This window comes from Kocuria sp. UBA1838 (assembly GCF_002338785.1).
Lineage (GTDB): Bacteria > Actinomycetota > Actinomycetes > Actinomycetales > Micrococcaceae > Kocuria > Kocuria marina.
Genome location: NZ_DDIY01000017.1, coordinates 144,375 through 166,772 on the forward strand (window position 1 = coordinate 144,375; position 22,398 = coordinate 166,772).

Annotated in this window: 18 protein-coding genes, 2 tRNA genes and 2 pseudogenes; 8 read left to right on the forward strand and 14 right to left on the reverse strand. The window is 68.5% G+C overall.

Annotation, left to right across the window (positions count from 1 at the left end):
- Positions 1–2: 2 nt before the first annotated feature.
- The 6 genes and pseudogenes from B3I25_RS09740 to B3I25_RS09765 all read right to left on the reverse strand — a co-directional run.
- Positions 3–2,879, reverse strand: coding sequence for an FAD-binding and (Fe-S)-binding domain-containing protein (locus B3I25_RS09740; protein ID WP_286738768.1), 2,877 nt, complete (start codon positions 2,877–2,879; stop codon positions 3–5).
- A 124-nt stretch (positions 2,880–3,003) separates the two neighbouring features.
- Positions 3,004–3,330, reverse strand: a complete 327-nt coding sequence (locus B3I25_RS09745) for a 2Fe-2S iron-sulfur cluster-binding protein (protein ID WP_085106094.1) — start codon at positions 3,328–3,330, stop codon at positions 3,004–3,006.
- 200 nt (positions 3,331–3,530) lie between these two features.
- On the reverse strand, positions 3,531–4,352 hold the full coding sequence (locus tag B3I25_RS09750; protein WP_085106095.1) for a thioesterase family protein: 822 nt from the start codon (positions 4,350–4,352) through the stop codon (positions 3,531–3,533).
- Between the two features lie 331 nt (positions 4,353–4,683).
- Positions 4,684–5,766 (reverse strand): fatty acid desaturase family protein, encoded by a 1,083-nt coding sequence (locus B3I25_RS09755; RefSeq protein WP_286738769.1) that lies wholly within the window; start codon positions 5,764–5,766, stop codon positions 4,684–4,686.
- A gap of 44 nt (positions 5,767–5,810) precedes the next feature.
- Positions 5,811–5,945 (reverse strand): annotated as a pseudogene (locus B3I25_RS09760) (2Fe-2S iron-sulfur cluster-binding protein); the annotation flags it as partial.
- Positions 5,946–6,114: 169 nt separating this feature from the next.
- Positions 6,115–6,777, reverse strand: a pseudogene (locus B3I25_RS09765) (FAD-binding oxidoreductase); the annotation flags it as partial.
- Between the two features lie 284 nt (positions 6,778–7,061).
- On the opposite strand from B3I25_RS09765, the gene B3I25_RS09770 reads away from it, so the two are divergent.
- Together B3I25_RS09770 and B3I25_RS09775 are read left to right on the forward strand one after the other, a co-directional pair.
- Positions 7,062–8,666: a fatty acyl-CoA synthetase gene (locus tag B3I25_RS09770; protein WP_286738770.1), complete on the forward strand. Its 1,605-nt coding sequence runs from the start codon at positions 7,062–7,064 to the stop codon at positions 8,664–8,666.
- A 14-nt stretch (positions 8,667–8,680) separates the two neighbouring features.
- Positions 8,681–9,454 carry an enoyl-CoA hydratase/isomerase family protein gene (locus tag B3I25_RS09775; RefSeq protein ID WP_286738771.1) on the forward strand — a complete coding sequence of 258 codons (774 nt, stop codon included), beginning with the start codon at positions 8,681–8,683 and terminating at the stop codon, positions 9,452–9,454.
- Positions 9,455–9,521: 67 nt separating this feature from the next.
- Here B3I25_RS09775 and B3I25_RS09780 read toward each other — a convergent pair.
- The 5 genes from B3I25_RS09780 to B3I25_RS09800 form a co-directional block, all read right to left on the reverse strand.
- Positions 9,522–9,611: transfer RNA gene (locus tag B3I25_RS09780), tRNA-Ser, on the reverse strand.
- A gap of 63 nt (positions 9,612–9,674) precedes the next feature.
- Positions 9,675–10,157: a tRNA adenosine(34) deaminase TadA gene (gene tadA, locus B3I25_RS09785; RefSeq protein ID WP_370520569.1), complete on the reverse strand. Its 483-nt coding sequence runs from the start codon at positions 10,155–10,157 to the stop codon at positions 9,675–9,677.
- A gap of 6 nt (positions 10,158–10,163) precedes the next feature.
- Positions 10,164–10,832: a hypothetical protein gene (locus tag B3I25_RS09790; RefSeq protein WP_131332260.1), complete on the reverse strand. Its 669-nt coding sequence runs from the start codon at positions 10,830–10,832 to the stop codon at positions 10,164–10,166.
- A 54-nt stretch (positions 10,833–10,886) separates the two neighbouring features.
- The gene (locus B3I25_RS09795; RefSeq protein WP_206479046.1) at positions 10,887–12,170 is read right to left on the reverse strand and encodes an ABC transporter permease; all 1,284 of its coding nucleotides are present in this window, start codon (positions 12,168–12,170) and stop codon (positions 10,887–10,889) included.
- On the reverse strand, positions 12,167–13,096 hold the full coding sequence (locus tag B3I25_RS09800; protein WP_064845137.1) for an ABC transporter ATP-binding protein: 930 nt from the start codon (positions 13,094–13,096) through the stop codon (positions 12,167–12,169). Before B3I25_RS09800 ends, B3I25_RS09795 begins: the two co-directional genes overlap by 4 nt.
- Before the next feature lie 156 nt (positions 13,097–13,252).
- Here B3I25_RS09800 and upp point away from each other — a divergent pair, with 156 nt between their 5' ends.
- The 3 genes from upp (at position 13,253) to B3I25_RS09815 (ending at position 15,536) form a co-directional block, all read left to right on the forward strand.
- On the forward strand, positions 13,253–13,888 hold the full coding sequence (upp, locus tag B3I25_RS09805; RefSeq protein WP_064845136.1) for a uracil phosphoribosyltransferase: 636 nt from the start codon (positions 13,253–13,255) through the stop codon (positions 13,886–13,888).
- 232 nt (positions 13,889–14,120) lie between these two features.
- The gene (locus tag B3I25_RS09810; RefSeq protein WP_085106103.1) at positions 14,121–14,921 is read left to right on the forward strand and encodes a winged helix-turn-helix domain-containing protein; all 801 of its coding nucleotides are present in this window, start codon (positions 14,121–14,123) and stop codon (positions 14,919–14,921) included.
- 93 nt (positions 14,922–15,014) lie between these two features.
- A complete protein-coding gene (locus B3I25_RS09815; RefSeq protein WP_085106104.1) occupies positions 15,015–15,536 on the forward strand; it encodes a SixA phosphatase family protein in 522 nt (173 codons plus the stop codon).
- 80 nt (positions 15,537–15,616) lie between these two features.
- Here B3I25_RS09815 and B3I25_RS09820 read toward each other — a convergent pair whose 3' ends face one another.
- A complete protein-coding gene (locus B3I25_RS09820; protein WP_098055107.1) occupies positions 15,617–16,801 on the reverse strand; it encodes a GmrSD restriction endonuclease domain-containing protein in 1,185 nt (394 codons plus the stop codon).
- 96 nt (positions 16,802–16,897) lie between these two features.
- Positions 16,898–16,970: transfer RNA gene (locus B3I25_RS09825), tRNA-Arg, on the reverse strand.
- Between the two features lie 315 nt (positions 16,971–17,285).
- Here B3I25_RS09825 and B3I25_RS09830 point away from each other — a divergent pair.
- The 3 genes from B3I25_RS09830 to B3I25_RS09840 all read left to right on the forward strand — a co-directional run bounded on the left by B3I25_RS09830 (position 17,286) and on the right by B3I25_RS09840 (position 21,014).
- Positions 17,286–19,151: a phosphoenolpyruvate carboxykinase (GTP) gene (locus tag B3I25_RS09830; protein WP_098055105.1), complete on the forward strand. Its 1,866-nt coding sequence runs from the start codon at positions 17,286–17,288 to the stop codon at positions 19,149–19,151.
- 127 nt (positions 19,152–19,278) lie between these two features.
- A complete protein-coding gene (locus B3I25_RS09835) occupies positions 19,279–19,767 on the forward strand; it encodes an RrF2 family transcriptional regulator (RefSeq protein WP_064845131.1) in 489 nt (162 codons plus the stop codon).
- A 56-nt stretch (positions 19,768–19,823) separates the two neighbouring features.
- Positions 19,824–21,014, forward strand: coding sequence for a globin domain-containing protein (locus tag B3I25_RS09840; protein WP_098055103.1), 1,191 nt, complete (start codon positions 19,824–19,826; stop codon positions 21,012–21,014).
- Between the two features lie 151 nt (positions 21,015–21,165).
- On the opposite strand, the gene B3I25_RS09845 is transcribed toward B3I25_RS09840, so the two are convergent.
- Positions 21,166–22,398: phosphomannomutase/phosphoglucomutase (locus B3I25_RS09845; protein WP_286738772.1), on the reverse strand; the 1,233-nt coding region annotated here is incomplete at its 5' end.

Below are 22,398 nucleotides of genomic sequence, written 5' to 3' on the forward strand. Positions count from 1 at the left end.
TGCTACTTTTCCGCGCGTAATGCGGCATACATCACCTGTGCCAGGTGGACTCCTTCCGCGTCGGTGCCCTGGGCGATCTGCGTGCGGCACGAGAAACCGTCCGCGAGCACGATCGAACCGGGCCCCGCGGCACGGATCGCGGGGAACAGGTTGCGTTCCCCGAGGGTCTGGGAGATCTCGTGGTGACCTGGTTCGAAGCCCCAGTTCCCGGCGAGACCGCAGCAGCCACCGCCCACCACGGCGGTGTCCACCCCGAGCTTCTCGAGCACGCGTAGTTCCGGCGTGAAGTCGCCCTGGGCCTTCTCGTGGCAGTGCACCTGGCACACCGCGGTGCCCGGTCCCGCGTGGGTCTCGAGCGTGTCGAACGGCCAGTCCCCGCCGTCCTCGGCGTGGCGCGCACTGAACTCACCGAGCGTGACCGTGAGGGCCCGGACCTTGTGGGCGCGCGGGTCATCCGGGAGCAGCTCGGTGATGTCGTGCTGGAGCATCACCGTGCAAGACGGTTCCAGCCCGATGATCGGGTAGCCAGCCTCGAGCAGCGGCTCCATCACGTCCAGGGTCTGCAGCAGGGTCCGGCGGGTCATGTCCAACTGCCCGGTGGAGTGCCACGTGAGTCCGCAGCACACGTTTCCCATGGGCATGAGCACGCGGTAGCCCATGGCCTCTAGCACCGCCACGGCGGCCTTGCCGGGCCCGTCCGCGGAGAAGTTCGTGAACGTGTCCGGCCACAGCACCACGGACGGTTTCTCCGCCGACGACGCCGCGCGGCCGCCTCCGCGCGCCACCGCGCCCTGTGGGGTGCGGGTCTTGAACCACGACGTGAGCGGGGTGTCGTTGAAGCGGATCATCCGCCGCTTCGGTTCGATGCCGCCGAGCTTCTTGGTCAGTTCCTCGATGGGACGGAAGCGTTCCAGGAAGTTCACCGCGCGCAGCGAACCGGGGACCCTGGTCACGAGCTTCATGAGCCACGGCATCCACCCCATGGTCAGGTGCGCCATGGGCCGGCGGTCCTTGCCGACGAACGAGCCCAGGCCCTGGCGGAAGTGGTGGTGCAGGAACTCGGCCTTGTAGGTGGCCATGTCCACGTTCACGGGGCACTCCGTGGCGCACGCCTTGCACGAGAGGCACAGGTCCAGGGCCTCGTAGGTCTCCTTGGACTTCCACCCGTCCGTGATGTGCTCGCCGCGCAGCATCTCGGCGAGGGACCGCATGCGCCCGCGGGTCGAGTGCACCTCGTCGTGGGTCGCGTGGAAGGACGGGCACATGGCACCCGAGTCCGAGCGGCATGCGCCCACGCCCACGCAGCGGTTGATGGCCTGGCCGAACGAGCCGTCGTCCGCGGAGAACGCGTGGACCGGGGTCAGCTCGAACGTGCGCGCGCCGGGACCCGGGCGGATGCCCCGGTCGAGGGGTTCGGGATCCACCACGACCCCGGGGTTGAACAAATTGTCGGGATCGAAGATCCGCTTGAATCGGGCGAAGGCGCCGCGTGCCTCGTCGGAGTAGATGGTACTGAGCAGCTCCGAGCGGGCACGGCCGTCCCCGTGCTCCCCGGAGACCGAGCCGCCGTAGCGGTGCACGAGTTCCGCGGCCCGCTCGATGAACCGGCGGTAGTGGGCCACGCCCTCGTCCGTGTTGAAATCGAAGGAGATCCGAATGTGCACACAGCCCTCGCCGAAGTGGCCGAACGGGATACCGCGCAGGTCCATCTCGTCCAGCAGCGCGTAGAGGTCCTTGAGGTAGGCGCCCAGGTGCTGCGGGGGCACGGCGGAGTCCTCCCACCCGGGCCACGCCTCGCCGCCGTCCGGCAAGCGGGTCACGATCCCCGCACCGGCCTCGCGGATGCGCCACAGGGCGCGGGCCTCGGCGGGGTCGCCCACGACCACGGAATCCACCACGGTCTCCTCGACGAGTCCCGGCAGCGCCCGGGCGGCCTCGAACGCGGCCTCCTGGGTGTCCGCGCCCACCTCGCAGTAGAGCCAGCCGCCGCCCTCGGGGAGCTCACGGCCCGCGTTCTCCTGACCGGGACGGGTGCGCAGGGCGTCCAGCAGGTCCGAGCCCATGCCCTCGATCGTGGTGACGCCCCGGACGCGGAACTTCGGGGCCGCGGTGGCCGCCGCGATCGCGTCCGTGAAACCCAGTACCGCGAGCGCTGTGAAGCGCGGCTTGGCCACGAGTTTCACGGTGAGCCGGGTGATGATCCCGCACGTGCCCTCGGTCCCGGCGAACGCCTTGGCCACGTCGAAACCGTTCTCGCTCAACAGGTAGTGCAGTCCGTACCCGGAGACCTGGCGGGGGAACTGGCCCAGTTCGGTGCGCAGCATGGCCAGGTGTCGGTCCCGCAACTGGGTGAGCTGGGAATCCAGTGCGGCGTCCGAGGTACCGCCCGCGTCCAGGGTGACCTCGCGCCCGTCGGCGAGCATGACCGTGAGCGAGACGAGGTTCTGCGCGCTCGTACCCCACGCGACCGAGTGGGAACCGCACGCGTTGTTGGCGACCATCCCGCCCACGGTGGCCCGCGAATGCGTGGAGGGGTCCGGTCCGTAGGTCAGGCCGAACTCGCTCGCGGCGTCCCGCAACTGATCGCAGATCACACCGGGTTCGATCGTGGCGGTGCGGGCGTGCGGATCGATCTCCAGGATGCGGTTGAAGTACCGGGAGGTGTCGATGACCAACCCGTCACCGATCGCGTTGCCCGCCACGGAGGTGCCACCACCGCGGGAGATCACAGGCCAGCCGTTCTCCCGGGCCGTGGCCAACAGCTCACGGATCTCCTCGACCGAGCGCGGTTCCGCGACCGCCGCCGGTAGCCGGCGATAGATCGAGGCGTCCGAGACGTAAGCGGCGCGTGTGGTGAGGTCATCCCGGAGAGCAGTCATGCTCCAACTTTCGCCCACGCGGCGCCGCGTTACCAACTCGAGTCACCGGTCACGAGGCCGCCGGTGACGACACCGCCGGGCCGGGGCGGCGGTGTCGTGCTGCCACCGCGTCAGCGGCGGACAATCACCACTCGGGGGCGATCGTGATCTCCGCGCCCGCGAGGTCCTCGGACCACTCCACCTGGCACGTGAGCCGGGAGTTGTCGTGGCGGGTGTCGTCCAGCATCTCCAGGAGGTCCTCCTCCTCCTCGTTGGTCCCGCCCGTCTTCACGAACGTGTCCTGGTCCAGGTACGAGTGGCACGTGGAGCACGAGGCGTTGCCGCCGCACGTGGCGAGGATCGGGAACTTGTGGCGGGTGAGGCACTCCATGAGCGTCTCGTAGTCCTTCCACTCGACGCCCTCGGTGCGCTCGCCCTCGCGGTTGGTCACATTGATCAGGATGCTGCTCACGCGGCTGGACCTCCTGGGGTTCTACCCCGTCCGGATGTTGCGGATTACTGGGAACTAGCGGCCATTCTATGATCGGGCGTCAACTCCGGGGACATCGCGTGGCGAAGTGTGATGAGACCCGCACCCGCCCGGCCCCTGCTCAACCCCCGGCGGAGCCGGGCGGTTCCGGCCCACCCAAGTCCTGGCGGGCCACCGGCTTCTCAGCTCGCCCGGCGCAGGGTCAGCGCCTGGGCCACCCGACCGATCGGACCGCGCTCGTCGAACAGCTCCGAATGAGTCAGGCCCACGCCGTCCCCGCCGAACTCCACCCGGGTGTCGAGTCCCACCCACGAGGACACCGGGGCGCGGAACATGTGGATGCTCAGGTCCACATTGGGGAACGCCCACGGTCCGATCTCCGCGCGCGGAGCGATCCCGTTGGCGGCGTCGACCGAGCTGATGAACCGGGCGGTGGGGGAGGACTCCTCGCCCTCGACCACCGACTTGGTGATCCGCAGCCAGCCCGCGCCGTTGCCGGGTCGGGGCCGCCGGGCGGTACGTGCCTCGACGGAGCTGATGAACCCGCCGCCCCACGCCTCGGACATATTGACCGGCTCGCACTGCTCCACGGGGGTCAGCGGCTCGATCTCCCCGCCGGCCACGTCCTGGGTGTCCGAGGTCTTCAGCCGCCACAGGCTCAACCGGATGCAGTCCCGCCCGCCGGCGCTCATGGTCGCCTCGACCAACTCGATGGTCCTGCCCGGGCGCAGCACGCGCGTGTGCACCTCGATCTCACCACCGGGGATGACCCCCAGAATGTCGAAGGAGAAACGCACCGGCAGCACGTCCTCCCGCGGGTGGTTGCGTTCGATCTCGTGTACCAGCAGGCCGGACGACGCCGCCATGTGCTGTTCCAGGGGGCTCCACGCTCCCTGCGTGTACACCGTGGTGCGGAAACCGTGATCGCTCGTGCGCACGTAGTGGGCGTCCGGGACGTCCTCGCCGTTGGCGCCCAGGTGCCCGGGGGCTTCTTCGGTACTCATGCGTGCTCCTGCCTGTCCTGACCGCGGGCGGGGCCGCGTCCGGTTCCTGGAACATGGCCGCCCGCGATGCGAGTGTGTGCCGGAATACACCCTAGGGGAGCGCCGCGGGAACACCTATCGGACTTGCGACGCGTGCCGGGCAGGACGAGTTGCCCGCCCACCCGCGGGCTCACGACCCGCGCACCCGCCCGGCAACTACCCGCCCGGCCCTCCCAGCGGGTGGCTGCTCCAGTGGAGTAAAAGCAGAATCCGGGCACCCCGAGCTGCTTCTACTCCACTGGGAATTCGGAGCCGGTAGATGCAAGCGCCGGGGCCGCGAGCGGCGTCGTCGTCAGGGCAGCGCGAGCCGGCACACCTTGCGCCACGCCTGGAAGACCTGCCGGGGCAGGGGGCCGGAGATGTAGCGGATCCCGTACTTACGGCAGATCTCCCGCACGCGGGGTGCGATGCGCGCCAGGTGGTTGGACGGCATGTCCGGAAAGAGGTGGTGTTCGATCTGGAAGGAGAGGTGCCCGCTCATGAAGTGCATGAGGCGTGAACCGTCGATGTTCGCCGAGCCCATGGCCTGGCGGCGGTACCAGTGCCCCCGAGTCTCGTCGCGCACGTCCTCCTCCGTGAAGGTCTCCGCGCCGTCCGGGAAGTGGCCGCAGAAGATGACCGTGTGCGCCCAGACGTTGCGGATCACGTTCGCCGCCAGGAACCCCTTAAGCGACGCCTTCCCCGAACCCGTGAGGGACGCCAACAGCGGAGAGACCACGAAGTCCTTGGCGGACTGGCGGCCCAGCTTCTTCATCACGCGCTTGAAGTCCTCGAACGTGGCCCGCCCGGACTTCTTGCCGGTCAGGAACTGGTCCAGTTCGATGTCGTAGATCGCGATGCCCCACTCGAATGCCGGTGCCAGGCCCAGGTTGATCACCGGGTTCAGCAGGTTCACGGGCTTCCACGGCTGATCGGGGTCCATGCGCAGCACGTTGTACCCCACGTCCCGATCCTTGCCGAGCACGTTGGTCCACGTGTGGTGCGTCTCGTTGTGGGTTCGCTGCCAGCCCGCCGACGGCGCCACGAAGTCCCACTCCCACGTGGTCGAGTGGATCTCCTTGTCGTTCATCCAGTCCCACTGCCCGTGGAGCACGTTGTGGCCGATCTCCATGTTGTTCAGGATCTTGCCCACGCTCAGGCACCCCACACCGGCCCACCACAGGGGTTTGTGACGGGAGAAGAGCAGACAGGCCCGCCCCGTCATCTCCAGGCTGCGCTGCAGTACCACCACGCGGCGGATGTACTGGGCGTCGGACTGGCCGCGGCGGGAGAAGACCTCGTCCCGCACGGCGTCGAAATCGGCCGCGAGTTCCGCGAGCTCGGCCTCCGTGAGGCGCAGCGGATCGCGGCGTGGGGAGCGGGTCGGGTCACGCACGTCTGGACGGGACCGGGTTCACGGTGCAGCTCACCGGTGCGGATGTTGGTCACGGCCCCGTCCGTCAAGGGAACCAGACAACTGTGGCAGATGCCCATACGGCATCCGTGGGGCAGCTGGTGTTGCGCGCGTTCGGCGGCCTCCAGGACGGTTTCGTCCGGGCCCACCCCCAGGGTCATCTCGGAACGGGTGAACCAAACTTCCCCGCGTTGGCCGCCGCTGAACTGCCTGGTGACATCGAAGCGTTCCACCACGGGGGGGGGCGCCGTGGCTGCGCGAGAGGTCCTCCACGGCGCTGACGAACGAGTCCGGGCCGCTCGCGTACGTCACCCGGTCCGCGTGATCGGGACACAGCTCGGCCAGGGCATCGGCGTCGGAGGCGTCGAGGCGGCCGCGTTCCTCGGTGAACCAGAAGACCGGCCGCAGACCCGGGAACTGGTCCGCGAGTTCCAGGATCTCGTCGTGGAAGATGCACGACTCCCGGCTCCGGGACACGTAGACCAGCACGACGTCGTGGTCCGGCCTGCGCGGCATGAGGGTCCGCAGCATGGACATCACCGGGGTGATCCCGGAACCGGCCACCATGAACAGCAATTCTGTGGGGGTGTCCGGGAGCAGGAACTGTCCTTCGGGGCGTTCCAGGTAGAGCACGTTGCCCGGGGCGGCGCGCTCAACGATGTGTTCGGACACCAGGCCCTGCGCTTTGACGGTGATCGACGGGTCACCGTGTTCGGGGGCGCTGATGGAGTACGGACGCCAGATCCGCTTCCCGTCCACTTCCACGCCGATCCGCGCCCACTGCCCCGCCCGGTGCGGGATCCACCCCTCACCCGCGGTGAAGAACAGGGTCACGGTGTCGGGGGTCTCGCGCCGCACGTGCGTGATGCGGCCTCGTGTGTAATGTGCGCTCGTCAGGGAGCCGAAGACCTGCGCGAAGGACCGTGGGTCCTGGGGGTAGCTCAGGATTCCAGCGGCTGCACGAAAGAATCCCTTGATCCCGGGGTGGCCCATACCCCAGTTCTACCTATTAGTAAGTAAACGTGCAATATGCGTCCAGCATGTGGGCGCCCCCTGCACCCCTCTGCTTTTACTGAGTAGAAGCAGCATCCGAGCACCCCGAGCTGCTTTTGCTCCACTAGATATTCGAGGAGGGCGGATGTGGCGCGGAGCTGGCGTGATCTGGACAACACCCCCGCATTTGGGCACTGTGGCTACTACGCGCGCGGACCCGGGGAGCGCCGTCGTCCCCGGATCCGCGCCGACTCCGAGGACCCGACCATGAGGGGAACCCCGCCATGACCGATCCCGCACCACATACGCCGCCATCCACCGAGGACGAACCGCAGGGCGAGGCCCGCGCCGACACCGTGGGGGCTCTGCTGCAACGGGCCGTGTCGCGCAACGGCGGTGCCACCGCGTTGCTCTTCCAGGACCGGTGCTGGTCGTACCGGGAGCTGGGGGACGCGGTCCGGCGGGTCGCGCGCCGCCTGGCCGATGCGGGCCTGACCCCGGGGACGCGCGTCGCGGCGTTCGGCGTGAACTCGGACGTCTACGCGATCCTGTACCTCGCGTGCGCCCAAGCGGGGCTCGTGCACGTCCCCGTCAACTTCGCGCTGAAAGGGGACGAGCTCGCGTACGTCCTCGAGGACTCCGGGGCCACCACGGTGATTGCCGATCCCGAACTGTTGCCGCTCGTGGCGCAGGTCCGGGACTCCGGGAGAGCACGCGCCGTCGAACGCGTCCTGCCCATGCTGCCCGGCGGCGAGGACGACGACACCTCGCTTCAGGAGACCGCGTTCGATCCCCGGGCCAACGACGCTGCCGTCCGGGTGACGGTGCGCGGCCACGATCTGCTGCAGCTGCTTTACACCTCCGGCACCACGTCCGCGCCCAAGGGCGCCATGATGACGCACGCCGCTCTGTTGGCCGAGTACACGTCCGCGATCATCGCGCTGGACCTGACCGCGCAGGACCGTCCGCTCGTGGCCATGCCGCTCTACCACTCGGCGGGCATGCACGTGTTCCTGCTGCCCTACCTCGCTCTGGGGGCGGCGGTGCGATTGACCCGGAAACCGGATATCGCCGAGATCCTGCAGCTGGTCGAGGAGGAGCACGTGGGTTCGCTGTTCCTGGCGCCCACCGTATGGGTGCCGCTGAGCAATCACCCCGACCTCGAGACTCGGGACCTGTCGTCGTTGCGCAAGGCGCAGTACGGCGCGTCCATCATGCCCGTCACGGTGCTGCAACGGTTGCGCTCCCGCTATCCGGGCATCGGGTTCTACAACTGCTTCGGGCAGTCGGAACTCGGGCCCCTGTGCACCGTCCTGACACCCGCCGAGCACGACGCCCGTCCGGCGTCGTGTGGGCGTCCCGTGTTCAACGTGGAGGCGCGGGTGGTCACGTCCGAGGGTCGGGTCGCTCAACACGGGGAGCCAGGGGAGATCCAGTACCGCTCCCCGCAGCTGCTGACCGGCTACTGGAACAAGCCAGAGGCCACGGCGGACGCGTTCGTGGACGGCTGGTTCCGTTCCGGGGACCAGGTGGTGCAGGACGAACAGGGGTACATTCAGGTGGTGGACCGGATCAAGGACGTGATCAACACCGGGGGTGTCCTGGTGGCTCCTCGCGAGATCGAGGACTGCATCTACGAGCTGCCCGACGTCGCCGAGGTCGCGGTGGTGGGGCTCCCGGACAAACGGTGGATCGAGGCCGTCACGGCGGTGATCGTCCCCAAGGAGGGATCGGAGCTCACCGCGGAGTCGGTGCGCTCCCATGTGAAGGCCCGCCTGGCCGATTACAAGGTGCCCAAGCGTGTGGACTTCGTCGCGGAGCTGCCCCGCAACCAGTCCGGCAAGTTGCTCAAGCGCGAACTGCGGGCGGAACGGACGAACCCGGTATGAGGCAGGAGGACACCGTGGAACACCCCGATGCCGTCCGGGTGGAGCACAGAGCCGGCGTGGTGCGGATCGTGTGGGACCGCGCGGCCACCGGCAACGCCGTGGACCTGGACCTCGCGCGCGAGACACTGTCCGCCCTGCGACGGGCGGAAGCCGATCCCACCGTCCACGTGCTGACCCTCACGGGTTCGGGGCGGTTCTTCAGCGCGGGCGGTGACGTCAAGGGCATGGCCGGTCGTCCGGCCACCGAGCGTCCCGGGTTCCTGCGGGAACTCGCCTCCGCGGCCCGGGATCTGGCCCTGGCCATGGTGCGCTCGCGGCTGCTCATCATCGCCGGGGTCAATGGCACGGCGGCCGGGGCCGGACTGGGGCTGATCCTCAACTCCGACTGGGCGCTCATCCGGGAGGACGCCACCGTGCTCGCCGCCTACGCCGCGATCGGCCTGACGCCGGACACCGGTGTGTCCTATCTGCTGCCCCGCGCAGTGGGTCATCAACGTTCGGTGGAACTGACCCTCGGGGGTCGCCGGCTCACCGGGATGGAAGCGGTCGAGTGGGGGATTGCCGCTGAATCCGTTTCGGCGGAGGAGTTCGCCGAGCGATTGACGGAGGTGGAGGACCGTTTCGTCGCGGGAACCGCCGGTTCCTACGGGTCCACGAAGCGCTTGCTGCGCCGCGGCGTCGTCGCGGAGTACGAGACCCACCTGGCGGAGGAGATCAGCGTGATCGCCGAGCGCTCCGGGACTCCGGAGTCCGTGGCCCTCGTGGACGGCTTCGCGGGCCGGGGGTGAACCGGCTCCGGTCATGAACGAGGCCCCTGTTCCCCCGGAAATTCGGGGAGGCAGGGGCCTCGAAAATTGGCGGTGACGGTGGGATTTGAACCCACGTTGGCTTTGACACCAAACATCATTTCGAGTGATGCACCTTCGGCCGCTCGGACACGTCACCAACTCCCAGCACTTTACAGCCCGGGGCGCAACCCCTCCAAACCAGGGCTGGGCGCGGACCGGCTCAGGGGTTGCGGTGGCCCCGGAAGAACTCGTGCAGCAAGGCGGCGCACTCGGCCTCGCGAACCCCGCCCGTGACCTCCACCCAGTGGTTCAGGCGCGGATCACGCACGATGTCGAACACCGATCCGCACGCCCCCGCCTTGGGGTCCCATGCCCCGAACACCACGGTGGGCACCCGAGCCAGCACGATCGCCCCGGCGCACATGGCGCACGGTTCGAGCGTCACCACCAGGGTGCAGCCTTCCAGCCGCCAGGACCCCAGCGCGCGGGAAGCCTTCCGCAGGGCCAGGACCTCGGCGTGGGCGGTGGGATCGCCGTCGGCCTCGCGGCGGTTGTACCCGCGCCCGATGACCCGGCCGTCCGGGTCCAGGACGACGGCGCCGATCGGCACGTCCCCCGTGCCTTCCGTGGCGCGGGCCTCTGACAGAGCCAGGTCCATCCAGCCCGAGAGCTGGATGGACCTGGCGGTGTGCGGTAATGCCACGCTGTGTCAGCGCTGGACGCGGTTCTGGTTGAACCACGCGGAGGTAGGGGCGCGGAACGCGGTCACGATCCACAGGATGTCCACCACGACCTTCACGATCATCAGGATGGCCATGATGATGTTCCACGGCGCGGGGTAGATGAAGACACCGAACAGGCCGAAGATTCCGCTCAGGATGGCGATGGCCGCGAGGACGGTGCCCAGGATGCGAGCCCAGTTCTTGCCCTTCTTCAGGCCGTTGTAGACCAGGAAGTACAGCGCGAGTCCGATGATCAGGCTGATGATGCTGGCGACGGGGCCGGTGGTCATGGCCATCTGGCTCGCGCTCTGATCGGCCATTTCCGTGCTCAGGCCCATGTCGCGGTACATCTGGGTGTAGTCCACGCTGCTCGCCGCGATCAGGCCGATGATGCCGTTGAGGACGTAGAGCCCCAGGGACGCCAGGGTCAGCTTGAGCAGCTTGTCCACCGTGGAGGGGCGGTCCATGGTGCCGGTGTACTGGTTGGGGTTGTACTCCGAGGTGCCGTACTTGCCGCCGGTCATGCCGTACTGCTGGCCCTGGGGCGCGCCGTTGACTGCGCCCTGCCCGCGGGGCTGGGGCGGCACGGGCTGGGTCGCGCCCGGGTCACCGTACGGAGGGTTGTGCGGGTTGTTGTTGGGGGTGTCGTTGCTCATGAGGACTGTCCTTCCTGTGCATCGTGCGAGTGATACTGCGTGAGTGTGGGGGGATTACTCGTATCGAAGGGCATTGATGGGATCCTGCCGGGCCGCCCGCATGGCGGGGATGGTCCCGGCGAGGAACGCGATGAACATCACTGCGAGGATGATGATCACGATCTTGAGCGGGTCGAACAAGAACAGACTCAGCCCGGGCAGCGAGGAAAGCAACCCGTTGGAGAGGACCCCGCTGAGGATGCTGCCGGTGGCCATGCCCACGGCGGCTCCGATCGCGGAGCCCAGGAAACCGATGAAGATGGCCTCGAGGGAGAACAGGCCGAAGACCTTGCCCCCGCTCATCCCCATGGCCTTCATGAGCCCGATCTCGCGGGTGCGTTCCTGGACGGACATGAGCAGCGTGTTCACGATGCCGAATCCGGCCGCGAGCAGCGCGATGATCGCGAAGGAGTTGAGGATCCACACGATCCCGTTGATCACGGCCCGGAACATCCCGAGCTGGTCCTCGACCGTTACGCCCAGCATGTCGTCGTCCGCGAGCTGGGACTTGATGGGGCCCACCTCGGTGTTGTCGCTCAGGTTGGCCGTGGCGGTGAAGTACGTGTTGGGCATCTCCCGGGGTGAACCCGAGGTCTGGTACTCGTACAGCTTCCTGTTCAGCTCCGACGAGGGAATGGGGCTGGTGGACGCGCCCGCGAGGGAGGCCTGGCTGATGCCGGAGACCCGGACGTCGAAGGCTCGGGTCTCGCCGGCGGCGTTGCGCATGGCGATCGTCACGGTTTTGCCCACGGCGTCCTCGTTGGAGTCGAAGCCCAGGGGCGCCACCCAGGAGGCGGGCAGCAGGATCTCGTCCGCGGACCGGTCCGGGGTCTCACCGGCCTCCAGCTGCAGCCCTTCCGCTTCCGCCGGGGAGCCCAGGCTCAGCTGGAACTTCTTGCCGTCGGGGGCCTCCAGGTAGGTGGGCGTGACCATGTACATGGGGTCCACGGACTCCACGCCGTCGATATCCCTGATCTTGTCGATGTCGGCGTCCGTGAGCCCTGCGATCGAACCGAACCCCGTCTGCACATTGGCCCGCTCGGGGTCGTACTCGGTGGGCCCGTCCTCCTGGCCGGAGCCGGGGGTGGAGCGCTCGGACACTTTCTGGACGTACAGGGCGTTCTGGTTACCGAACGCGGCCACGGTCTTGTCGATGTAGTCGTTGACGCCGGTGCCGATGCCCGAGGTCAGCGTGAGCGTGAAGGAACCGATGAAGATGGCGATCACGGTCAGGATGGTGCGGGCCTTGGACCGGAACGTGTTGGCGATCGCCGTGCGCAGCAGATCGAGGAATTTCACGCGGTGGCTCCTGGCTGGTCGGTCGGGCGGTGTGGGGTGTTGGTGGCCCAAGGGGCGGCGTGCTTGCCCGGCCGCACGGGTTCCTGGGCGGCGCGGGTGAGCTCGGCGGCGTCGGCCTCGCTGAGGGTGATCATCTCGCCGGTCGTGGGCTCGGTGATCCGGACGGTCCCGGTGGCGTCGTCGGCGCCCGCCGGGTGCGCGGCGCGGCGCGGCTGCCGATCGACGACGTCGTTCGTGGCCGCCTCCGGGGTCGGTACGATCTGCCCGTCCACGAGGTAGATCTGCCGGGAGCACCGCTGCGCGAGGTCCAGATCATGGGTCACGATCACCAGGGTGATGCCCTTGTCCCGGTTGAGCCCGAAGAGGATGTCCTCCACAACCCGGGACGTTGCCGAGTCCAGGTTCCCGGTGGGCTCGTCCGCGAAGATCACGGAGGGTTCGTTGATCAGGGCTCGCGCGATCACCACGCGCTGTTTCTGACCACCCGAAAGATCGGTGGCCTTGTTCTCGGCCTTGTCCGCCATGTCCAGTTGGTCGAGGACTTCCATGCCGCGGCGTTTGCGCTCACCGGCCGGAACACCCGCGATCTTCAGAGGGAGCGTGACGTTTTCCAACACGCTCTGATTGGGGGTCAGGAAGAACTGCTGGAACACGAAACCGAACGCGGAATTGCGCAGTTCGTTGAGTTCTTTGGCATTCAGATCCCCGGTGGGCTTGCCCTCCAGGGCCACGACGCCGTGCGTGGGGGCGTCCAGCAACGCCAGCAGGTGCATGAGAGTGGATTTGCCCGAACCGGATTTTCCCACCACCGCAACGGACTCGCCCTTGCCGATCTCCAGGTTGATGCCCTTGAGGGCGTCGAAGCGGGTTTCTCCTCTGCCGTAGATCTTGACCAAATTCTCCGTTTCGAGAACCGGAGCCGTCATATTCAGGTGTCCCTTCCGAGGATTGCCGTGCGCAGAACCATGTCGAGTCTCCCGTATGACCCTATGGCACGTCCTCGTCCCCTCGGCTGATCTTCCCCGGCGTGTGATGAATCCGTGACGTCCGCGGGCCCTGCGGCGGCTGCTAGATTCTGAGGTATGCGAGTCACTGTCTTGGATCACCCCCTGGTCGCCCACAAACTGAGTGTGCTGCGCGACAAGGACACCTCCTCCCCGGTGTTCCGGTTGTTGGTGGAGGAACTGGTCACCCTGCTGGCGTACGAGGCGACCCGGGACGTGCGCGTGGAGCCGGTCACGGTACGGACCCCGGTGGCCGAGACCCAGGGGATCGCGCTCGCGTACCCGCGGCCGCTCGTGGTGCCCATCCTGCGCGCGGGGCTGGGCATGCTCGAGGGGATGACCCGGTTGATCCCCACCGCGGAGGTCGGGTTCCTGGGGATGGCGCGTGACGACACCACGCTGGACATCATCACGTACGCCGAACGGCTGCCGGACGATCTCACGGGCCGTCAGGTGTACGTGCTCGATCCCATGCTCGCCACGGGTGGCACGCTGAGCGAGGCCATCAAGTTCCTCTACCGCCGCGGTGCCGAACAGATCACGTGCGTGTGCTTGCTGGCGGCGCCCGAGGGCCTCGACCGGTTGACCCGGGAACTGGACGACAGCGAGGTCAATGTGGTGCTGGCGTCCGTGGACGAACGACTGGACGAGAACGCGTACATCGTTCCCGGCCTCGGGGATGCGGGCGACCGCCTGTACGGCGTCGCGCACTGAGGCCCCGCTCGTCGGCTCTCGGAAAGCATCTCGAGCGGGGAAGTAGCCCCTCATCTCGGCGAGAATGCAATCCATTTCGCCATGGGATCGCGTGAATCAAGAGTAGGTCTCACTATGTGAGAAAAAAACCCATATATTACTTGCCAGTCCAGCCGCGCGTCGCAGAACATGATGACAATGCCGTTTTCCAGGGAATTCATGGGAACGGGGGCATCACGAGGCAGGGGTTCGAATGTCAGGCGCACCGGGTTACGTCCACATCTCGCAGCGACACCGACTGGGTGGAGCCCAGTCCACGGCCCGACCCCGCGGGGCGCATCGCATGGTGGGGACCGCTGAGGATTTCCGACACCTGCGTTCCGTCGCCGCCGAACACGGTGCCGATTCACGCCTGGAACGTCAACCGGGCGCGGGGCAGCAGCCCACTGAGGCCCGCGGCTTCGTGATCTACGTGGGCGTGGACGAGCAAGCCGCCGCCGACCGCGGGATCAACCTCGTGCAGCTCGTGCAGGACGTCCGCCAGTTCATCAGCTCCGCGGTCCCCGAGTCCGATTCCTACGCCGCCGTGGCCCTCGCCCCGGTGCACGCGGAAGGCACGGATCTCGAAGTCGTGCGCAGCGCGTTGGGTGACCCCACGTTCTCGGACCCGGTGATCGAACCCATTGCGCCGCTGCCCGCGGCCGGTGCCGGGAGTGCGATTGACCGTCAGCGGGTGGGCGTGCTGATCGACCTCTCCCGCCGCGAAGTGTTCCTGGACGGGGAGCTGCTGAACCTGACCCACCGCGAGTTCGAACTGCTCAACTACCTCGTGGAGAACGGCACCCGCACCGTGGGTCGCACCGAGCTGCTCGACAGCCTGTGGGGTGACGCCGAGGAGGTCCCCTCCGAGCGCACGATCGACGTGCACGTGCGGCGGTTGCGTTCCAAGCTGGGTCGCTTGGCCAACACCGTGCGCACCGTGCGCGGTCAGGGGTACCGGTTCTACGACCACCCCGAGGTCGTCGTGTGGGCCGCGCCCGAGTACTCCATCTAATCCTCCTCAGTCGCGAGACCGCGCTCACCCGGGAGCGCGCCGTCGCGTTGCTTCCGTGACCGGGCTGCACCCCGCCGTGACACACTGGGGCCCATGGCACCCCACGACCTCAAGCACCTGGTGATCATGCGGCACGGGGAAGCGGACTTCCCGCGGGACGTCCCTGACCACGACCGCCCCCTGGCGCCGCGCGGTGCCCGTGAGGCCGCGGACGTGGGACGGTGGCTGGCCGAACATGCCGCGCCGGACATGATCCTGGTGTCCCCGGCGCTGCGCACCCGCCAGACCATCACGTGGGTATGCCATGAACTCGGGGAGAGGGCCCCCACGCCGCAGTTGTGGGACGGGCTCTACGACGCCACGGACGCGCAGATCATCGCGGCCGTGAACCACGCCCCGGAAACCGTGCGCACCCTCATGGTGGTCGCCCACATGCCCGGGGTGCTGGACACCGTCCTGCGCCTGGCCTCTCGTGACTCGGACCAGGACGCCATGATGGATGCCGCCACGGGTTTCCCGACCGGGGGCACCGCGGTGCTCGAGGTCCCCGGGGACTGGGCCGTGCTCGACGGCGCCGACGCCCGCCTCACGCGCTTCCACACCCCGGGGGTCTAGAACCCGCACGGTTCCATGCGCCGCGGGCATGGGGGTCATGCGGAGCCCCCTCGGGTGTGGAGTTCACCCCGAGCCGGTGCTCAGCTCCTGGACTCGCAGGCCACGCCGTCGCCGTCGCCGTCCAAGCCGGGACGGTACCCCGGCGTGCCGGCGTAGAGCGGGGCCATCCCCGCCGTGCGCGCCTCGGCGCACCGCGAGAAATAGACGTCCGCACCCGGAACGCCCGGAACGCCCGGAGCTCCCGCACCGGGCGCCTCGGCCTCCGCGACGGCAGCGTCCGCAGGATCGGATCCCGCGCCCGCACCGGGTGCGGCCGGAGCGGGTGCCACAGGGGCCGGTGCCTCCGCCTCCGGAGTCGAGGGCGCCTCGGCGGCTGCCGCTTGCGCAGCCGGCGCCTCGGTCACGGGAGCCACGGGTGAGTCCGCGGGATCCGGGATGGGACGCGCTTCGGGCAGCGACTGCTCGGGGCACGTGTCGAGCACGCGCACCATGGCGTTCTTCTCGGCGTCGGTGACCCACAACTCGTAGCGCTGCTTGACCGCGATCTGGGTGGCCACGTACTCGCAGCGCTCGCCGGTGCGCGGCGGCAGCCACGTGGCGGCGTCCGCGTCCGACTTGGTGTTGTTGCTCTGACCGTCCACGGCGAGCAGGTTGAGCGGGTCGTTCGCGAGTTCGGTGCGCCGCGCGGCGTCGAGCTGCTGCGCGCCCTTCTGCCACGCGTCCGACAGTGCGACCACGTGATCGATCTGCACCTGTGAGCTCGTGGCCTGCCCGGCCACGAAGTCGATCGTCTCTCCGGTGTACGGGCTCTCGAGCGCCCCGGAGCTCACGTTGCACCCGTGCGTCCCCGGCTTGACGGCGATCCCCGTGAGGTCCCGGCGCAGGATGTCGTTGCGAGTGTCGCAGCCGTTGTGATCGGTGTCCGCCCAGCGCGGGCCGAACTGGTCCCGCGAGTAGTCGGTCTTGGGCGCGCGCCCCTTCACGGGCAGGTCCCCGAGCGCGGCCAGCGCGGTCCCGGCCGCCGCGTGATCGGTGGTGTCCTGCGGGGACGCCGCCGCCGCGGGGGACGTCGCGTCTTCCGTGCCCCGGGTGGGGGACGGTGACTGCGCGGCGGGCGTCGTCGTCGGGGCCGCAGCGCTCGTGGTCGCGGAGGCGGATGGGGAGGGTGCCGCCGAATCGGTGGGAGCCGCGCACCCCGTGAGAGCCAGCGCGAGCGCCGCGGCGCCCAGGGCGAGACGACGAACAGGGGTCGTGAGAGGGGACACGGCGGTACCTCGATCCTGGAGCCGATCCTGATACCGAGGCGCGGCGGTGAATGAGAAGGACCCCGCATCCTGGGGGATGCGGGGTCCGACAAGAAGTGCGCCCGATAGGATTCGAACCTACAACCTTCTGATCCGTAGTCAGATGCTCTATCCGTTGAGCTACAGGCGCTCCTGAAGCAACGACCAAGGCCCTTGCAACGGGTAATAACTTACACCCGCCGGTGCCCGGCGACAAATCGCGCCGGAGCGGTGCCCTCGCGGTGCCGGGGCGGCTGGGCGGTGCGAGCCGTGTGGTCGGGGCCGCGATGTGGTGTAACTCGCGTTCCGGAAGGCCACCCCCGCGATAGACTCCAGGCACACCCGCGCGCAACCCCCTGCGAGGTCGGCCCCCGGAACCGTTCCACAGTGACGTGGCAAGCATGAACGGGCGGCGCACCTCGGCGGGAAGCGGCACGTACGACGGCCTCAACGAGGAGACATGTCAATGGCTGACAACGGCACAGCAACCACCGGGACCACCGCCCTGAACCGCGAGGTCCAGCAGTCCCTGGACAATCCCCCCACGGATTACCGGGAGCTCGTGGACTGGGTGCGTGGGATCGCCGAGCTGGCCCAGCCGGATCGCATCCACTGGGCAGACGGTTCGGAAGCCGAGTGGACCCGGCTCACCGACCTCATGGTGGAGGCGGGCACCCTGGTCCGGCTCTCGGACGAGAAGCTCCCCAATTCCTTCGCGGCGTTCTCGGACCCCGAGGACGTGGCCCGCGTGGAGGAGCGCACGTTCATCTGCACCAAGACCGAGAAGGGTGCCGGTCCCACCAACAACTGGGAAGACCCCACGGCCATGAAGGAGACGCTGACCAAGCGTTTCAACGGGGCCATGCGCGGCCGCACCATGTACGTGATCCCGTTCGTGATGGGTTCCCTGGACGCCCAGAAGCCCCAGTACGGCGTGGAGATCACGGACTCGCCCTACGTGGTGTGCTCCATGCGGATCATGGCCACGATCGGCACGCCCGTCCTCGAGAGGATGTCCCGCGACAAGGCGGAGTTCGTGGAGTGCGTCCACTCCCTGGGTGCCCCGCTGCGGCCCGGCGAGCAGGACGTGCCGTGGCCGTGCAACCCCGCCAAGTACATCGTGCAGTTCCCCGAGGACCGGGCCATCTGGTCCTTCGGCTCCGGTTACGGCGGCAACGCACTGCTGGGCAAGAAGTGCTACGCGCTGCGCATCGCCTCGGCGATCGCCCATGACGAGGGCTGGCTGGCTGAGCACATGCTCATCCTCAAGATCACCGACCCGCAGGGGGAGTCCCACTACATCGCGGGGGCGTTCCCGTCCGCGTGCGGCAAGACCAACTTCGCGATGCTCGAGCCCACCATCGAGGGTTGGAAGGCCGAGATGGTCGGGGACGACATCGCCTGGATCCGCTTCGGCAAGGACCACACCCCGCGCGTGGTCAACCCCGAGGCCGGCCTGTTCGGTGTGGCACCCGGCACCGGGTGGTCCACCAACCCCAACGCCATGCGGGCGATCGAACGCGGCAACACCATCTTCACCAACGTGGCGCTGACCGACGACGGCGGCGTGTGGTGGGAGGGTATGACCGACGACATCCCCGAGCACCTCACGGACTGGAAGGGCAACGACTGGACCCCCGAGTCCGGCCGCCCCGCCGCGCACCCCAACTCCCGGTTCTGCACCCCCATCAAGCAGGTCGAGATCCTGGCCCCCGAGTACGACGACCCCGAAGGTGTGCCGCTGTCCGCGATCATCTTCGGTGGCCGCCGCAAGACGACCGTGCCCCTGGTCTCCGAGTCCTTCGGGTGGGAACACGGCGTCTTCCTGGGAGCCACGCTGTCCTCCGAGACCACCGCGGCCGCCAAGGGCGCCGTGGGTGTGGTGCGCCGTGACCCCATGGCCATGCTCCCGTTCATCGGCTACAACGCCAATGACTACCTGGAGCACTGGCTGGATACCGGAGCCCGCGTGGGCGAGGAGAACATGCCGCGGATCTACTACGTCAACTGGTTCCGCCGCACCCCGGAGGGCGGTTTCGCGTGGCCCGGCTTCGGGGAGAACTCCCGCGTGGTCAAGTGGATCGTCGAACGCCTCAAGGGCACCGCGGAGGGACACGAGACCCCCGTGGGTGTGGTCCCGGGCAAGGAGGACCTGGACCTGACCGGCCTGGACATCTCCGACGCCGATCTCGAGGCCGCGCTGCGCGTGGACAAGGACGAGTGGCTCAACGAACTGCCCGGGATCGACGAGTGGTTCGCGCGCCTCGGCGACGTGCCCGAGGTGATCCTCGAACAGCGCGCCGGGCTCGAGGACCGGTTGCGCAACAGCTGACGCCGGTCTCCCGATCCGCGTTGTCACGCGGTCGGGGCCATCCTGTATGATCACGCCGCGCGGCCAGACCGGCCGCGCGGCGTCGTCATCGGTGGGCTGAGGGCGGGCCGGTGACGAAGGGACAACTGTGCGGCTGACAGCTTTTTCTGACATCGCGCTGCGGGTGCTGCTGCTCATGGGGGGGCTGCCCCCGGACACCATGATGTCCACGCAGCGCATCGCGGACGGCGTGGGGGCGCCGTACAACCACGTGGCCAAGACGGTGGCCAAACTGCGCGGGATGTCCCTGTTGTGCTCGCAACGCGGGCGCGCTGGCGGGGTCATGCTCACGGACGAGGGCCGGGAGGCCAGTGTGGGCCAGGTGCTGCGGATCCTGGAGGCGGACACCGCGATCGTGGAGTGCGAGGCGGACGAGGCCGCGTGCCCGCTCAACCACGGCTGCCGGCTGCGCCGGGCCCTGGCCGGGGCGCGTGAGGCCTTCTACCGGGAACTGGACGGCATCACCATCGCGGACCTCGTGAACCCCCGCCAGGTGGGCCCCATCGCGGTGCAACTGGGGCTGCGTCCCCCGAGCGTGCGAACCCCCGCCACCAGGGGTGGAGCGTCGGTTCTTTAACGTGCATTTCAAATGCTAAATTGACTCTCGTCACACCGCGATGAGAGGAAATCATCATGCTGTCCCAGAAGTCCCGCCCGGTCATCGAGCAAACCATCGGCGTGATCGCCGAGCGGATCCCCGCGATCACCCCCGAGTTCTACAAGTCCATGTTCAACGCCCGCCCCGATCTGCTGGACGGCATGTTCAGCCGTTCCAACCAGAAGAACGGCACCCAGCCGCAGGCGCTTGCCGGTTCCATCGCGGCCTTCGCCTTGCACCTGCTCAACCACCCGGACTCCTACCCGGACGAGGTGCTCTCGCGCGTGGCCCACAAGCACGCGTCCCTGGGATTGCTGCCCGAGGAGTACCCCACCGTCCATGAGCACCTGTTCGGGGCCATCGCCGCGGACCTGGGTGACGCCGCGACCCCCGAGGTCGTGGCCGCATGGGACGAGGTGTACTGGCTCATGGCGGATGCGCTGATCAAGCTCGAGAAGGGCCTCTACGGTCAGCAGGCCAATGACGTCATGTTCGCGCCCTTCAAACTCGTGTCCAAGGAGGACATTGCCGAAGGCGTGGTGGCGTTCGAGTTCGAACCCGCGGACGACACCCCGCTGACCCGCTCCATCCCCGGTCAGTACGTGACCATCCAGGTCAAGGTCAAGGACGGGATCCGCCAGCCCCGCCAGTTCACACTGGTGCCCTCCCAGGAGGGCCACCGCCGCGTGGTGATCCGCAAGGATCCCCACGGCGAGGTCACGCCCATCCTGCACGAGGACATCAACGAGGGCGACGTCCTGGAGATCTCCAACCCCTACGGTGACGTGGTGTTGGACGAGGGCCACGGCTCGCTCGTGCTGGCCTCGGCCGGCATCGGCACCACACCCATCGTCGCGTTCCTGGACCGCCTGGCCAAGGAGGGTTCGCAGCGCAAGGTCACCGTGCTGCACGCGGATCATTCCAAGGAACGCTGGCCCGGCCGCCAGATCATGGAGCGTCTCGTGGACAGCCTGCCCAACGCCACGATGATCACCTGGATGGAGACCCCCGGTGAGGGCGACCACGAGGGCTTCATGAACATCGCGGACGTGGACCTGGACGTGGACGAGGACACCAACGCGTTCATGTGCGGCCCCCTGCCCTTCATGAAGGCGCTGCGCTCGCAGCTCATCGAGAAGGGTGTGCCGGGGCGCAACATTCACTACGAGATCTTCGGTCCCGACCAGTGGATGCTCCACGATGAGGCGCGCGCCGCGAACGCCTGAGCCTCCCTGACATGACGACGACGCCGCGTGGCCACCTGGGCCGCGCGGCGTCGTCGTGTTCTGCGGGCCGTCCCGGGCAGCCCGCGGCGGGTGCCCGGGACGGCGTTTCGAGCGGGGGCGCCGCGGGTGGGACCCGCGGCGCCCGGCGGGCTCAGTCCTGCCGGACGAGCTGCAGGACGGTGTCCCGCACCGACTCCATGGCGGCGGCGTCCGGGGCCTCCACGTTGAGCCGCAGGAACGGCTCGGTGTTGGACGGACGCAGGTTGAACCACCAGCCCTGCTCGGGGTGGGTGAACGTGGTGCCGTCCATGTCCTCGACCTGCACGGCGGGGTCCGTGGCTGCGAAGTGTGCCCGGACGCGGTCCACCGCGGCGGCCTTGTCCTCGATCTCGGAGTTGATCTCCCCGGAGGCCACGTAGGGGTCGTACGTGCGCATGAGATCGCTCAGCGGCGCGTCCTGTTCACCCAGCGCGGCCAGCACGTGCATCGCGGCGAGCATGCCCGTGTCCGCGTTGAAGAAGTCCTTGAAGTAGTAGTGCGCGGAGTGCTCACCGCCGAAGACGGCGCGCTCGGAGGCCATGACCGCCTTGATGAAGGAGTGGCCCACGCGCGTGCGCACGGCACGCCCGCCCGAGGCCTCGATCCGCTCGGGGACCGCCTTGGACGTGATGAGGTTGTGGATCACCACGGGCCGGTCCTCACCCGCGGCGCGGGCCCGGGTGATCTCGCGCTCGGCGACGATCGCGGCCACCGCGGACGGGGAGACGGGATCACCGTTCTGGTCCACCACGAAGCAGCGGTCGGCGTCGCCGTCGAACGCGAGCCCGATGTCCGCACCGTGCTCGCGCACGGCCCGCTGCAGGTCCTCGAGGTTGGCGGGCTCGAGTGGGTTGGCGGGGTGGTTGGGGAACGTGCCGTCCAGCTCGAAGTACAGTGGGACGATCTCGAGCGGCAGCGGGTCCAACAGTGCGTCCCCGAGCACCGCCGGAGTGGTCAGCCCGGCCATCCCGTTGCCCGCGTCCACCACGACCTTGAGGGGACGGATCCCGGAGAGGTCCACCAGGCTGCGCAGGTAATGGGCGTAGTCACCCAGTACGTCCCGGCGCGAGACCTGGCCGCGGTGCTCGGAGGCCGGGATCTCCCCGGCGTCCAGGTAGCGCTGTGCGACGTCGCGGATCTCGTACAGGCCGGTGTCCGAGGAGACGGGGACGGCCCCGGCCTTGGCCATCTTGATGCCGTTGTACTCGGCCGGGTTGTGGCTCGCGGTGAAGGTGACGCCGGCGCTGTCCAGGGTGCCGCACGCGAAGTACAGCTCGTCCGTGGAGATGCTGCCGATCACCGTGACGTCCGCACCGCGGCGGGTGGCGCCGGCCGCGAACGCCTC

Coding starts and splice junctions, on each gene's coding strand:
- B3I25_RS09740 (WP_286738768.1), bottom strand. CDS start 2,879: ATGACTGCTCTCCGGGATGACCTCACCACACGCGCCGCTTACGTCTCG.
- B3I25_RS09750 (WP_085106095.1), bottom strand. CDS start 4,352: ATGAGTACCGAAGAAGCCCCCGGGCACCTGGGCGCCAACGGCGAGGAC.
- B3I25_RS09770 (WP_286738770.1), top strand. CDS start 7,062: ATGACCGATCCCGCACCACATACGCCGCCATCCACCGAGGACGAACCG.
- B3I25_RS09790 (WP_131332260.1), bottom strand. CDS start 10,832: ATGAGCAACGACACCCCCAACAACAACCCGCACAACCCTCCGTACGGT.
- B3I25_RS09800 (WP_064845137.1), bottom strand. CDS start 13,096: ATGACGGCTCCGGTTCTCGAAACGGAGAATTTGGTCAAGATCTACGGC.
- upp (WP_064845136.1), top strand. CDS start 13,253: ATGCGAGTCACTGTCTTGGATCACCCCCTGGTCGCCCACAAACTGAGT.
- B3I25_RS09810 (WP_085106103.1), top strand. CDS start 14,121: ATGTCAGGCGCACCGGGTTACGTCCACATCTCGCAGCGACACCGACTG.
- B3I25_RS09815 (WP_085106104.1), top strand. CDS start 15,015: ATGGCACCCCACGACCTCAAGCACCTGGTGATCATGCGGCACGGGGAA.
- B3I25_RS09830 (WP_098055105.1), top strand. CDS start 17,286: ATGGCTGACAACGGCACAGCAACCACCGGGACCACCGCCCTGAACCGC.
- B3I25_RS09840 (WP_098055103.1), top strand. CDS start 19,824: ATGCTGTCCCAGAAGTCCCGCCCGGTCATCGAGCAAACCATCGGCGTG.